Below are 13,510 nucleotides of genomic sequence, written 5' to 3'. Positions count from 1 at the left end.
ATTTATGATATAGTCATTGTCTGCTTTTCTTCCATCGCTCTTTTTTCCATAATGGTTGTGCTGTGAAGCGACTGTACTTTGCATCAGGGTCAATAAATGCTTTCGCATTGCTTACAGCTGTTGCAGCTTCTCCAAACCCGGAAGCGATTAACTTCACTTTGCCTGAATAGGTTGTAATATCACCAGCTGCATAAATACCCTCCATATTTGTCTCCATTTTGGAGTTCGTTACAATTGAATTCTTCTCGATGAGTAATTCCCATTCCAAAATAGGACCCAAAGAAGCTACAAACCCATAATTAATCAGGACATCATCAACAGGGATCGTAATTTCGGAATCACTCTTTGTTTCTTGTAAAATCACTTCTTTGACCCGGTCGTCGCCTAGGAATTTGATAGGATTGAATGGCGTCAAAACTTTTACAGATGATTTCTTTAGCAACTCAACACTGTGCTCATGAGCTCTGAACTTATCTCGGCGATGTACAACGGTAACCTGACCTGCGATTGGTTCAAGCATTAATGCCCAATCTACGGCTGAGTCACCTCCGCCAAAAACAGCAACACGCCTATTCCTGAACTTTTCAAGGTCCGTAATAAAATAATGAACATTGGAATCTTCATATTTATTAATCTCATCCAGCTTTAATTTACGCGGCTGAAAAGCGCCGTTTCCCGCTGTAATAATAATCGTTTTTGAATAGTGAATACTAGAACCCGTCTTAATCCTGAAAATTCCGTTCTCTTTTTTAATAGATTGAACAGCTTGATTCAAACAAATAGAAGTATTGGCATTAAACATATTCATTTGCTCAATCAAATTGTCCACAAGCTCCTGTGCCCGAACCTTTGGAAATCCAGCAACATCGTATATATATTTTTCGGGATATAATGCGCTTAATTGTCCGCCTAATTGCGGAAGGCTATCGATTATTTTGACGGTTGCCTGTCTCAATCCAGCATAGAATGCCGTAAAAATACCGATTGGCCCTCCCCCAATAATGGTAATGTCACGCACTTCTTTGTCCTCCTGCACCTCAAACCCTCCCTCAACCTGAAATAAGTGTATATTTCCAATTTTAAATTTACTATTCGACTGTCACAACATACCAATAGGCTGAAAAAACGAAGAAAAACCGTACTGTTCCCCTTGTCTTTGTCTCACATCAAGCTTGGCAGCCATAATACCAGCTTAGGAAACACGATCAGTAATACCATACAAACAACGTTTAATACAATAAATGGAGCAACGGCTCTGTATATCTCTCCCATGCTTACTTTATCAGCCAAAACGCCCTTCATCGCAAACAGGTCCATTCCAAACGGCGGAGTAATGGTTGCCAATTGCATATTCAGCAGTAAAATGACCGAAAACCAGATTTTATCAAATCCAACCGCTCCTATTATGGGCATAAGTAATGGCAAGGTCATCATCATAATGGAAACAGGCTCCAGAAAGCAGCCGAGAAAAATAAGCAGAATCTGTAATATGATCAATACCAAAATTGGGGGTATAGAAAGCTCGCTGAAAAAAAGGATAAGGGCTTCAGTAATTCCCGTAAAACTTAGTACCTGACTGAATATGGAAGCACCCGCCATGATCATTAAAATCATAGCTGTTGTTTTTAATGTTCCATGAAGTGACTCTAATAGCAGTTTATACGTCAGTCTTTTATAGATGGCTGCCAGGAGTACAACGGCAACTGCTCCAAGGACTGCCGATTCGGTTGGTGTAGCGATCCCCAACATGATCAAGGCTACAATGATGGCGACAATAAGCCCAATTGGCATAATGTACTTCACTGTATTTGTTAACCTTTCAGCCAGGGACACCTTCTCCACACGGTAAGAGGGAGCCAGCTCCGGCTGCAGAGCACAACGTATAGTGACATAAACAACAAAGATCAATGCTAGTAGTAGTCCTGGAATCACGATAGCTACCAAAAAATGCCCGACAGGTATTCCCGCTAGAGAAGCAAGGATAACACCAAGCGCTGTCGGCGGTATCATTGTGGATAATCCTGCACTCCCCAAAATGGGGCCAATCGACATCTTATGACTATAGCCTCTTTTCTCCATTTCAGGGACTAAAAGCGACCCCAGCAAGGCAGTGCTTGCCACACTTGACCCGCTCAAAGCAGAAAATAATGTTCCGCTCCCCACTGCAAGCAGGCTCAATCGACCCGGCAGCGCACCCAGCCACATGCCAAGCGCCTCAAACACATAAGCCCCTATACCCGTCCGAAACATAATCTCTCCCATTAAAATAAACATGGGAATCGGGAGCAATGAGAACAGACTGACAGATTGAAACATATCCATAGTCAGCAATTCCACCCCATTGGTACCGTTCCATAGAATGAAAACAGCAATCGTATTTACCACCAGGAAAGCAAAGGCAACAGGCATGCCTATTCCGAACAAGAATGCCAAGCCTACGAATATGAGAGTTAACACAATATACCATTCCATCAGCTTTCTCCTTTCTGTTCGGCGGGGAGCCCATTAACAGAGTCAATGATTCTGAATAAAAATTGCAGCGAAGCAATGAACAGGCCAATCGGCACTATCCCTATAAGCAGTGCTTGGGGAAGCTCCAAAACTGTCTCTGTCACGATCCCTTGGGAGATTAAGTCCGCCACTTTATAAAAACCGAAAAATGTCAGGATGGCAGTAATCAAAAATCCAATAGATGAACTGAGAATATTCGCAGCTCTTTTATACTTTGGTGACAATCTTTCAGTAATTAAATCGAATTTGATATGGCCATCGGCTTTCAATAGCCACCCCGCCCCGCAAAAAGTTATAAAAGCAAGCATATACTCTGTCATCTCAATCGTCCAGTCCATCCCTAAATAGAGAAAATTCCGGTTGATAATTTCAATGATCACCAGACAGCACAACCCGATAATTAGGAAGATGCCGATTACGCCAAATACATCCGTCATACGATTTACTGCTTTTCTAAACATCCTCTGCCTCCTTCAGTTATCATTCCTTGGCCGTAAGTTCTCGAAGTCTTTCCACTTTATCAGGTACCTTTTCTTCCAAATATCTCCACTCTACTTCATAAGCTTGGTTGGTGAACTTTTTCCCATCCTCTGCTGAGAGCTGAATAAACTCAATTCCTGTTTTGAGCAATTCTTTCTTCTCAACTTCATCTTCCTCTAAGTAATGGTCAACCATTTTCTTTTCATAAGCGGCTGTTGCACGAGTAATCGCCCGCTGATCTTCCCTGGATATTTCATCCCATTTATTATCATTCATTAAAATTGTGCAATTCTGATTCCAGAACGGATGATCCAGCACATATTTTGAAGCATCTGTCCATCCATTTCTCCTTGGCCCTACAAGCCCCCCGTATACAAAACCTTTCACCACTCCAGTTTGTAGAGAAGTATAGACTTCTGTCGGAGCGACCATGACAGAAGAGATCCCTATGTTATTAAAAAAACGCCGATAGTTGGGGGCGGAGCGAATTTGCATGCCCTCTAACTCTTTTAATTCCTCAATCGGTTCATTCAGCCAAATACGCGGAGAACCAGAGAGCCATCTGCCAATATACTGGACTCCAAGTGATTGATGCTCCTTAACCATTTCATCGTATAATCCATTTTCCCGTTCTTCCGAAGGAGACAGTTGTGAGAGCGGCAAAGCAGAAACAGCCGGTGCCTGCGAATGATATTGACCTGTATATGTAAAAAGCACATCAACAATTTCTGACTTTAATGCTTCAAACTGAAGATTTACCGGGATGATATTGGCTCCGCCCTTCCAGTCAATCCTGACCCTTCCATCTGTCGCTGTTTCAACTTCTTTAATCCATTCATTTAAAGTAATAGTCAGAGGATCGTTTTTCGGAAGAAAGCTCACAGCTGTAAAAGTGACAGTCTCTGATTGCTGTTTACTGGATTCCCCGGTCACTGCTTTGTTGCCGCAAGCACTCATAAAGGTCATGTACAACAATAAAAACCCAACGAGTAGTTTTCGCATATAATCACCTTTTTGCGCAATGTTTTAGTTGAAGCAAAAATTTTATATGTTATCAAAAACGTTCAGCTCTCAGGTAGAGCTGAACGCATATGTTACTTCTTTACCGTTAATGGCTCGTCAGCCGGCTTCGGTATTAATCCCAAATGATCCAATAAATGAATGAATTTTTGAATGGTTTCCCGTTGATACTGATCCATCCCTTTTTCATCGAAGGAATAAAAACCTTTTCCGGTCTTTAATCCGATTTCCCCCTGCTCTATTTTTTCTTGAATGATCTGAGCGGGAGTGAACCTGTCTGTGCCCAATGACCGTTTCAGATGGTTACTTGCATGATATAGTGTGTCTGCCCCGCCCCAGTCAATGAACTCTAACAGACCCAGAACAGCAAATCGCAGGCCAAATCCAATTCGGACAGCTTTGTCTATATCTTCTGGAGAGGCCACTCCATCTTCGACCAGTCTGGCAGCTTCGTTCATGGCAAGCGCCTGAACCCTTGGGACAATATACCCCGGAGAAGGCGCACATTTGACTGGGACCTTTCCAATTCTTTCAAGCAACTGGAAAACATCTCGCAGAACCTTTTCATTCGTCGCTGTTCCCGGGCTTACTTCCACCAAAGGAATAAGATAGGCAGGGTTCAGCCAGTGAGTATTTAAGAACCTCTCTTTCGGTGTGACCATTTCTGCCAGTTCGTTAGCAGAATAAGCTGAAGATGTAGAGGCAATCGGCACCTCTTTAGGAACTTTAAGACAGATACATTCAAACGCCTCTCTTTTTGCTTCCGCTATTTCTGGCAAGGCCTCAAACACAATGTCGGCTTGCTCCCATTGGCAATCCCCATCTTCCTTTGGGAGGATGTGTATGCGGTCCAAAATCAGTCCAATGGTTTCCTTGGGCAATATGCCGCTTTGAGACAAGATGGACAGCTGCCCGCTTATCTCCTGCTTTGCTGTGATGACATACTGCTCAAACTCCTGTTCAGTCCTTTGCTTAAAATCAATCAACATAACTTGAAAGCCTTGGTAGGCAAATGTCAAAGCAATCCCCCGGCCCATTCTGCCTGCGCCAGCAATGAAGATGCAGCCGTTAATTGACTTCATATTGAACTAAACCTTTCTGGAGCAACACTTTCAGCTCTTCTCTAGTTTTAGACGACAGACCGATATTTTCCATCGTCCGCCCTGTTTTTCTCAAATCTTCTCCGACTATGCTGCTAGCAATAGAAAGCAATCCAGCAGCAGTCGGAACCGGTATATTCAGCCATTCACCGAGAGAGACAAGAAAGGCTAAACCACAGGCAATGTCTTCCGTCATATACCGGTGCGTCTTCAAATCGAGCGGTTCATACCAATCTTCTCCATCAACCAGTTCTTCATGAGCACCGTTCCCATACATCCATTCATCCCCGTCCAAATTATAATGGTCATCCAATGGGAAATGCGGCGCTGTATATCCCAGTGCCTCGCGAATTTTCATTCTTTCTGCATCAAGTGACTTATGGACATTTCTGACGGATCGTTGTGTCCCTTCATCATGAATATCCCACCTGTCAAAATGCTCAATGGGACCAGCATTCATAATGATAAGAGGCGGATGAATAATCGGACCGGCATTCATCAGAGCCCCATCTAATGCATCCTGTCTAGGCTCAACCGATGGATAAACCTGTTTTAATATGTGAAAAGCCCGTTCTGATTGATTGGAAGGAAAGACTCCTGTTGGGAGCCTCGTTGCACGCCCTGAAATGGAGACTGTCTCCTCATCATATTTTCTAGCAAGGTAAGGCAGGGTTCCTGTCTCTGCAAAAGCAACATGCGCTTGGCATCCTTCTTCTGCTAATGTTTTTGACATCAGATAGCTTCCAAAGGTACCTGGTGGAAGAAATATCACCTGATCATCCTCCAGTATGGGTGCCAGTCTTTTAGCTATCGAAATCTGGGTGGTTGCTGGTAATGGAATTACTATCAATTCGGCTTTTTGTACTGCATCCTTTAAATCACTTGTTGCGAGATGAAGCTGAACTTCCCGCGTGCCATTTCTGTCTTTGACAGTAATGGCCTGCTTGTCCAATACCCCTTTGAATGATTCCCGATTTCTTCTCCATAATCGAACCCGATGACCCTGTTCTGTTAGATCAACCGCTGCCGCATAGCAGCCGTTTCCTCCTCCAAGTACTGCAATATCCATATGGATTCCCCCATTATTTTTCCGTGTATTTTTCAATCAGTTCATAAAGCTTTTCCTGATATTCTTTTGCCGGCAATCCTTTTGCTTCCGCCTTCTCAACAGCCTCTTTCTGCATGCTCTCCAATAGTTCATCCCACTTCTTCTTCTCTTCTGCAGTTAGCGAGACTACGCTTAATCCTTCCTCTTTCTCACTCCATTGCATCGCCTCTTGAACATGTTCATCCAAATACTTTCCAGTGAATTCACTCATTTCACTGCTTAATTCCTCCATGACTTTCTGAACGTCCTCTGGCAAGGCTTCCCACTTATCCTTGTTCATTACTGCCACAAATGAAGTAATCGTCAGCGGATAGTCAGTGACATGCTTGACAGATTCAGCAAGTTTCAAGTCTTTTAATACCTCTCTGGAAGAAATATTCCCTTCAATGACACCCGTCTGTAACGCTTCGGGGGCTTCATTCTGTGACATTCCGACCGGAGCCGCCCCCAGCTTTTCCATGACTGGAGTCAACCCGCCAGAAATTCGTAGCTGTTTTCCCGATAAATCTTTCAAACTGGCTATCGCCTCTTTGCTCTGGATGTAAGAGGGTTCTGTGGCAAAGGCAGTTATGATTTTAAAATCTTTCAAGGCTTCAGGGGGATATTCCTTGATCAAATCATGTACCACTTGACTTGCAACTTCCGAGTTGGGGTAGCCGGAAGGTAAATCTGATATTTCTAATAATGGAAAACGTTTGGGTTCATAAGTTGTTGCGGTAAGGCCTATATCAGCAGTGCCGTTGGCAACTCCGTCAAACATATTGCTGGCTTCAAGAAGTGTTCCGCCAAAAAACATTTCTATTTTGACTTGCCCATCAGTTCTAGACTCCAACTCTTCCGCCCATTTTTTCATTTGAACCGCTGGAAATGTGTTGTCAGGGGCAAAGAAAGCATAAGACAATGTAATGTTTTCTTTGCTTCCAGATGGATCTCCCGCAGTTTCTTTAGTGCCGCATGCAGTCAACAGGAACACCATCAGGCAACAAACCAAAGTAAGGAATTTCCTTTTCTTTACGAACCTCATCGCATTCTCCCCTTTAAGAGTGATTTAATTCCAGGTAGCTCTTATTCTCTTTTAAAGCCGCCGTCCATGATTCCGACCGCTCGTAGCAATCCGCGATCTCCATTATGTGTTGATCAGAAAAAGGTTTTCCTATCATTTGAAGCCCTACTGGGAAGTGATCTTTCGTAAAACCACACGCAACAGATAAAGCCGGAAAACCCAAAGTATTTGCTAACGGAGTTTTTCCAAGTACAAACATGTTGCTTATGGCTTGTTCGGGAACCATCGTTCCAATTTCAAACGGAGGCTGTACATTGGTCGGTCCAATGAGAGCGTCTATCCCCTTCATTTGAGTGAGAGTTGATCGAATGAACTTCTTTCTAACCCTTTGGGCGTTAATGTAAGCAGTCGCCGATAAATCCCGTCCATATTGAAAACGATACTTGAGATCATCTCCATATAGATCTCCGTGTTTCCTTAACAGTGGTTCATGATAGGCGACGACTTCGGCTTGAGCAATTGTTTTCAATCCCTCAAGGGCACTATCGATAAACGGTAACTCAATGGGAATGATTTCTGCACCCAATGATTCCAATTGTTGAAAAGCTTTGTCGATGACACTTTTCACATCCGGATCAATACCCGAATACATATAAGGCTCATAGAATCCTAGCTTGATACCTTTTAGATTTTCCAATTCATTAAAAGCGGATTTCAGACGATTCGATCCAATCATTGCCTCAAGCATGATCGCCGAGTCTTTGATGGTTCTGGTCATTGGTCCTACATGGTCAAGTGACCAGCTAAAAGGAAGGCTCCCTTCCCGGCTGACCAAATCATAGGTGGGTTTGATTCCTGCAGTTCCACACATGGCTGCTGGCAGACGTATGGACCCCGCCGTGTCAGTTCCTATTGCGCCAAACGCCATGCCTGCCGCAGTTGCAACCGCCGATCCTCCACTGGAGCCACCCGGAATATATTTCACATTCCAAGGATTCCTTGTGCTCCCATAATGGGGGTTTTCCGTTGTGGCTCCCATGGCAAATTCATGCAGGTTCGCTTTGCCTATAATGACTGCCCCGGCTTCTTTCAAATGTCGAACTACAGCGGCATCCCCATCTGGCACCCAGTTCTCAAAAATCTTTGAACCCCCGGTGGTAAGAATATCTTTCGTCTGCACCATATCCTTGACAGCAATTGGTACTCCGTGCAAAGGACCCCGAAGGTTTCCTTGCTGCACTTCCTCCTCTAGCATTTTTGCCTGTTCAAGGGCTTGCTCTTCCGATACTGTGATAAATGCGTTAAGAGCAGGTTCCACCTGCCGAATACGCTCAATGGTCAGTTTCGTCAATTCCACCGGCGACAGGTCTTTCTCCGCAATTCGTCTGCTGATATTATCAATGGTGTCAAACAAAAGCTCACTCATTGTCATTCTCCTCTACATCCACTAATGAAAAAGAAAAAGCCGGATCTGTTAATAATAGGCCTTCTTTGTTTCCATTCAATAACTGACTTATGTACTCTTCTAACGACAATATGCACACCCCATTCTTAAGGATTTCCAAATGTCTTAGACTAAAAATAGAATGATTTGCGGGAACAGCAACAGCAAGCCAATAAAGGCTACATATGTGACCAAGAAATAGGCTGCCCCTTTAAAAATGGTCGTTACCGGCGTTTTGGGAGTAAGTCCCTGTACAACGAATACATTTACTCCAACTGGTGGAGTAATAGCTCCCATACTGGTCACAACACATAGAACAACAGCAAACCAGATAGGATCATATCCCAGCGCCAAAACCGTCGGATAAAAGACCGGGATAGAGATCATTAAAAATCCAAGGGCATCCATGATCGATCCGCCAATGATATAAATGATCAAAATCGAGATCAATACGAAAATCGGCGGGACAGGCAGGTTGCTCACCCACTCAGATACTTCATAGGGCAGCCTTGTGATCGTTAAGAATCTGCCAAACATCATGGCTCCAACTACTAACATAATGACCATCGCTGATGAGCGGAGTGCTCCTGCAATGGCAATTTGGAAATTCTTCCAGTTCAGCTTTCCCATAGCCAGCGACAGAACAATTGCTCCAAAAGCTCCGAATGCCCCTGATTCAGTTGGTGTAAAAAACCCTTTGTACAAGCCTCCGATAACAAAGATGAACAACAGGGCAATAGGAATGACATCTTTAAGAGACTTTACCCTCTCTCCCATGCTGAATCTCTCTCCTGCCGGTCCAAGATCCGGGTTTCTTTTACATAGAAAGACAACGGTTAATATAAGGAGAATGGTGAGAAATATGCCCGGGACAATGCTAGCGATAAAGAGATCTTTAATCGATTGCTCCATTTGAAGCGCCAAGACAATCAATACAGTACTTGGAGGAATGATAATCCCGAGAGTACCTCCTGTTGCAATGCTTCCAGTGCTGAGAGCTTTGTTGTACCCGTATTTATCTAATTCAGGGAGAGACATCGTCCCCATCGTTGCTGCCGTTGCTGAGTTGGAACCGCAGATTGAGGCAAAGCCTGCACTTGCCAAAATGGTTGTGCTTGCCATACCTCCTCGATAATGCCCGACCCACTTGTATGCGGATTCAAAAAGCCGTTCAGCGATTCCCGTTCGGAAGACAACTTCCCCCATTAAGATATAGAGCGGGATGACACTTAATGAGTAGCTGGAAAATTGGTTCCATAAGTCTGCGCTTAACACGTTATAAGCAGCTTTCGGAGATGCTGCTAATAGCAAACCTACAAAACCCACAATGAACATAGAAAAGCTTAACGGCATTCTCAAGAACATCAACACGAAAAGAACACAGATTCCTAGTATCGCCAAGAAAATCGGATCCATTATCTTGCCTCCCTCCACACTTCAATGGTTTCTTTTATCAAAGCTAGCACCAGGCTGAAAAAACCGATGGAACATAATATGACCAACGGATAAAAAGCAACCTGCATTGTTTCTGAAACAACGCCGCTCTGTTTCAAGCCCATACCATACAATGTGATCTGCCAGCCAGCCATGGCAAAGAACAATATGCTGATTACATTTACCATTGAATGGGTCAGCTTTTGCAATCCCGAAGGAAATTTCACAATGAGCAAATCAATGAACACATGGCCTTTGTGCAGCTGTGCATATCCGAGAGAAAAGACGGCAGTCATGGCTCCAAGCCAGCTGACGAGTTCAACAGTCCCCGCAATGGGATCAGAGAATAATCGCTTGATAGAATTAAAGACTACCATCAGCATCATGGAAATGAGAGATAGACCGGCTATAAAAGCCAGTCCCTGATTTAGAGAATCCGTTATTCTAAAAAAGATATTCGGTTTACCTGCACTTGGCGAAGCATCAGTCGAATCTTTTTGCGCCGTAATTTTCGGGTTTTCAGTATCTAATTGGATGGACTGTTCTGTTGCCATTGTTCAACCCCCCATACTCCATTAATTGAATTGCTCGTTGTATTTTTCAATTAAAGATCTCATCTCCTCGAGATATTCCTTTGCAGGCTGCCCATCCTTCTCTACCTTATTAACATATTCTTCTTGCATTTTACTCAAGCGATCATCCCAAGACTTTTTCTCATTTTCGGACAATGTAACAATTTCGAGGTCATGGGTTTCCTGGCTCCATGTAATGGATTCTTGAACATGATTGTCTAAATAATCACCGGTAAACTCCGTCATCTCTCTATTTAACTCATCAATTGCCTGTTGAACATCTTCAGGTAAAGAATCCCATTTATCTTTGTTCATCACAGCAATAAAGGTGTTAAGTGCCAAAGGATAATCCGTAACATAGCCTACCATCTCTGCCAGCTTCGTATCTTTTAAGATTTCTCTCGATGAGACGTAACCCTCGACTACCCCTGTCTGCAATGCTTCCGGAACTTCAGCCTGCGACATTCCAACTGGTGCGGCTCCTAACTCCTCCATGATCGGTGTAAGCGCCCCAGCGATTCGCAGTTGTTTTCCCTTTAATTCTCCAATAGAAGAAATTGGCTTTTTACTCTGTATATAAGCAGGTTCAGTCGCAAAAGTCGTAATGATTTTAAAATCCTTCAGTGCTTCTGGCGGATATTTCTCTACTAGATCAGCCGCTACATGACTCGCTGATTTAGCATTTGCATAGCCTGAAGGCATATCAGAAATGGCTAGAAGGGGAAACCTGCCCGGCTCATAGGATGTAGAGCTTAGTCCGATATCAGCCGTCCCATTCGCTACTCCATCATACATATTGTTCGCTTCTAGTAAGGTACCGCCTGGAAATAGCTCAACCTCCACTTTTCCATCTGTCTTCTCTTCAAGCCGTTTTTTCCACTCGTCCATCTGAACTGCTGGAAATGTCCCTGCCGGGGCAAAAAAAGCATAGCTCAACTTGATTACGTCACCTTTACTTTTATTCGAAGCTGATTTCTCGGAACCGTTTGTTCCACAGGCACCTAAAATAACAGCTGCCAATATCAATGGGATAAGAACGAACAATTTCTTCATTTTTCCACCTCTTCTTTCATATGTGCAGCGAACTATTTTTCCACTAAGAAAAACGGGCGTCCAATCGAAGCCTCCAGTCGGAAATAGCGATCCAACCCCGCTTCCCGAAAGGAATGCGTCATATTTGTAATCGTTTGCAAATCTGGGATATTGAACAGGAAACAGGCATGCCAGTTATTCGGACCTGCATGTCCCGCAGTCAAAATATCCCGGTCAAAGGTGCCCAATAGCTCCGACCCATTGCCTCTCCAGCTTTCCAATATTTGATTTAGCGCCGGAAGGATTTCTTTTTCTTTCTGCTCTTTTGATGTATCAAACCATCCTGTTGATTCGAATGTCATAAAAACTCTCAGTGGATTGGGGATTTCAGGTGCCCCGTGTTTAATTTCACTCATTTTTACATGCTCCTCTCATTATTAACGCATTCATCATTCGCCCTTGATATCAACTGTTTTTTCGGAAGCAAGAAAGCTTACTAGCTTCAAAGCCTCCTCTTAACATGAACGATTTCTTCTTTTAGTTTCAGATGTTTCGATTCTCCCAGACCGGCAGGATTAATCGTGATTCCCTAGCCGACACTCCTGAAAACAAACTGCCCGATTTGTAGTCAGCCTTCATTTTTACTGCAAAATTTCTTCCATGACTCGCATGGCATTACTGCCAGCAGCTTTGATGATTTCTGTACGGTCGTACCCTTTTTTCACCATCCATCCGATCATGTTTTTCATGGCTTCAGCAGGATTTTCAAGCCCTTCTACATATGAGGTTTGATGAAATTCCTCGCCAATGTGTGAATCGGAAATCCCTAAGCGAGCATCAAAGGCATGCTGTATAGCTGAATGGTCACCAAAGAAGGTGTCTGGACCGAAACCGATATGGTCAATTCCTACCAGATCGACTATGTAGTCAAAGTGCTCCATCACTGATTCAATAGAATGGCTGGAACGTTTTCTTGTCAAAGTGGTATTTGGCGCTGCACAGACACCGATCACTCCTCCTTTTTCAGCACAAGCCTTCAATACCTCATCGGGCTTCATCCTTGGCGTATTCCACAGACCCCTTGCTCCTGCGTGTGTGATAAGCACCGGCTGATCGCTGGCTTCAATCACATCCATGCTTGTCCGGTCTCCACAGTGTGAAATATCGATCATCATTCCCAATTGATTCATTCTTTCAATAACTTGTTGGCCAAAATAAGTTAATCCGCCATCGAATTTTTCCCCCAGTCCCGCCCCAAGTGTATTAGACTGGTTATAAGTAATTCCCATACAGCGAATACCAAATCCGTACAAGACATCGACACGGTCAAGCTCATTCTCCAATGCGCTTGCCGCCTCCAGAGAGGGAAGCAGCGCCGTTTGCCGATTGGCCTTCGCCTGCTTGACATCTTGAAAGCTACTTGCGATGCAGACTGTCCCCTGTTTTTGTATATCCGCGTATCTGATTCCGAGTAAGTAAATCACATCATCCCATTTCAAGCCATTTTTTGAAGTGATGAGTGAAATTCCATCCATGAAGTTCTCAAAGATGACATCAATGCCTGAACGGGCAATACCTTCATAATGGAAATGAGTATGCAGTTGACTACAGTATGAAATAATATCTTTATCATTCTTCGGAGAGATGAAACCATGATCCCGCAATGATACTATCTGCTCCGTTTCCATAATGTCCTTCAAAAGCCTTTCTTTTTCTTCATTTAAATTCAAAGTAAAATGGGGGACCCGGTCAAGTTCGTACGAAAGTTCATACTCCCTAAAATCCTTACCAGGTTGTAAATAATTG

12 protein-coding genes and 1 pseudogene are annotated in these 13,510 nt (G+C 43.6%); all 13 read right to left on the bottom strand.

The window, feature by feature from the left end; translation table 11 throughout:
* Nucleotides 1-2: 2 nt before the first annotated feature.
* Nucleotides 3-1,036 (bottom strand): annotated as a pseudogene (locus tag H9631_RS08820) (NAD(P)/FAD-dependent oxidoreductase).
* A 125-nt stretch (nucleotides 1,037-1,161) separates the two neighbouring features.
* Nucleotides 1,162-2,472, bottom strand: coding sequence for a TRAP transporter large permease (locus H9631_RS08815; RefSeq protein WP_191811896.1), 1,311 nt, complete (start codon nucleotides 2,470-2,472; stop codon nucleotides 1,162-1,164).
* A complete protein-coding gene (locus H9631_RS08810; RefSeq protein WP_191811895.1) occupies nucleotides 2,472-2,972 on the bottom strand; it encodes a TRAP transporter small permease in 501 nt (166 codons plus the stop codon). Before H9631_RS08810 ends, H9631_RS08815 begins: the two co-directional genes overlap by 1 nt.
* Before the next feature lie 19 nt (nucleotides 2,973-2,991).
* Complete coding sequence (gene dctP, locus H9631_RS08805; RefSeq protein ID WP_191811894.1) at nucleotides 2,992-3,993, bottom strand: TRAP transporter substrate-binding protein DctP; 1,002 nt, start codon at nucleotides 3,991-3,993, stop codon at nucleotides 2,992-2,994.
* A 92-nt stretch (nucleotides 3,994-4,085) separates the two neighbouring features.
* Nucleotides 4,086-5,093 (bottom strand): 3-hydroxybutyryl-CoA dehydrogenase, encoded by a 1,008-nt coding sequence (locus tag H9631_RS08800; RefSeq protein ID WP_191811893.1) that lies wholly within the window; start codon nucleotides 5,091-5,093, stop codon nucleotides 4,086-4,088.
* Nucleotides 5,080-6,180, bottom strand: a complete 1,101-nt coding sequence (locus H9631_RS08795; RefSeq protein WP_191811892.1) for an NAD/NADP-dependent octopine/nopaline dehydrogenase family protein — start codon at nucleotides 6,178-6,180, stop codon at nucleotides 5,080-5,082. The genes H9631_RS08800 and H9631_RS08795 overlap by 14 nt, the downstream gene beginning before the upstream one ends.
* 13 nt (nucleotides 6,181-6,193) lie before the next feature.
* The gene (locus H9631_RS08790) at nucleotides 6,194-7,243 is read right to left on the bottom strand and encodes a TRAP transporter substrate-binding protein (RefSeq protein WP_191811891.1); all 1,050 of its coding nucleotides are present in this window, start codon (nucleotides 7,241-7,243) and stop codon (nucleotides 6,194-6,196) included.
* A gap of 13 nt (nucleotides 7,244-7,256) precedes the next feature.
* Complete coding sequence (locus H9631_RS08785; RefSeq protein WP_191811890.1) at nucleotides 7,257-8,648, bottom strand: amidase; 1,392 nt, start codon at nucleotides 8,646-8,648, stop codon at nucleotides 7,257-7,259.
* Nucleotides 8,649-8,792: 144 nt separating this feature from the next.
* Nucleotides 8,793-10,082, bottom strand: a complete 1,290-nt coding sequence (locus tag H9631_RS08780) for a TRAP transporter large permease (RefSeq protein ID WP_191811889.1) — start codon at nucleotides 10,080-10,082, stop codon at nucleotides 8,793-8,795.
* Entirely contained in the window at nucleotides 10,082-10,654 is a 573-nt protein-coding gene (locus H9631_RS08775; RefSeq protein ID WP_191811888.1) for a TRAP transporter small permease, read from the bottom strand. The genes H9631_RS08780 and H9631_RS08775 overlap by 1 nt, the downstream gene beginning before the upstream one ends.
* Before the next feature lie 21 nt (nucleotides 10,655-10,675).
* On the bottom strand, nucleotides 10,676-11,725 hold the full coding sequence (locus H9631_RS08770) for a TRAP transporter substrate-binding protein (RefSeq protein ID WP_191811887.1): 1,050 nt from the start codon (nucleotides 11,723-11,725) through the stop codon (nucleotides 10,676-10,678).
* A gap of 32 nt (nucleotides 11,726-11,757) precedes the next feature.
* Complete coding sequence (locus H9631_RS08765) at nucleotides 11,758-12,120, bottom strand: hypothetical protein (protein ID WP_191811886.1); 363 nt, start codon at nucleotides 12,118-12,120, stop codon at nucleotides 11,758-11,760.
* Nucleotides 12,121-12,345: 225 nt separating this feature from the next.
* On the bottom strand, nucleotides 12,346-13,392 hold the full coding sequence (locus tag H9631_RS08760; protein ID WP_225220947.1) for a dipeptidase: 1,047 nt from the start codon (nucleotides 13,390-13,392) through the stop codon (nucleotides 12,346-12,348).
* Nucleotides 13,393-13,510: the final 118 nt, after the last annotated feature.

Origin of the sequence: Bacillus norwichensis (genome assembly GCF_014836955.1) — a bacterium.
GTDB lineage: Bacteria > Bacillota > Bacilli > Bacillales > Bacillaceae_C > Siminovitchia > Siminovitchia norwichensis.
This window is presented reverse-complemented; position numbering and strand designations above follow the sequence as displayed.

Coding starts and splice junctions, on each gene's coding strand:
- H9631_RS08800 (WP_191811893.1), bottom strand. CDS start 5,093: ATGAAGTCAATTAACGGCTGCATCTTCATTGCTGGCGCAGGCAGAATG.
- H9631_RS08810 (WP_191811895.1), bottom strand. CDS start 2,972: ATGTTTAGAAAAGCAGTAAATCGTATGACGGATGTATTTGGCGTAATC.
- H9631_RS08785 (WP_191811890.1), bottom strand. CDS start 8,648: ATGAGTGAGCTTTTGTTTGACACCATTGATAATATCAGCAGACGAATT.
- H9631_RS08765 (WP_191811886.1), bottom strand. CDS start 12,120: ATGAGTGAAATTAAACACGGGGCACCTGAAATCCCCAATCCACTGAGA.
- H9631_RS08815 (WP_191811896.1), bottom strand. CDS start 2,472: ATGGAATGGTATATTGTGTTAACTCTCATATTCGTAGGCTTGGCATTC.
- H9631_RS08760 (WP_225220947.1), bottom strand. CDS start 13,392: ATGGAAACGGAGCAGATAGTATCATTGCGGGATCATGGTTTCATCTCT.
- H9631_RS08795 (WP_191811892.1), bottom strand. CDS start 6,180: ATGGATATTGCAGTACTTGGAGGAGGAAACGGCTGCTATGCGGCAGCG.
- H9631_RS08775 (WP_191811888.1), bottom strand. CDS start 10,654: ATGGCAACAGAACAGTCCATCCAATTAGATACTGAAAACCCGAAAATT.
- H9631_RS08790 (WP_191811891.1), bottom strand. CDS start 7,243: ATGAGGTTCGTAAAGAAAAGGAAATTCCTTACTTTGGTTTGTTGCCTG.
- H9631_RS08780 (WP_191811889.1), bottom strand. CDS start 10,082: ATGGATCCGATTTTCTTGGCGATACTAGGAATCTGTGTTCTTTTCGTG.
- H9631_RS08770 (WP_191811887.1), bottom strand. CDS start 11,725: ATGAAGAAATTGTTCGTTCTTATCCCATTGATATTGGCAGCTGTTATT.
- dctP (WP_191811894.1), bottom strand. CDS start 3,993: ATGCGAAAACTACTCGTTGGGTTTTTATTGTTGTACATGACCTTTATG.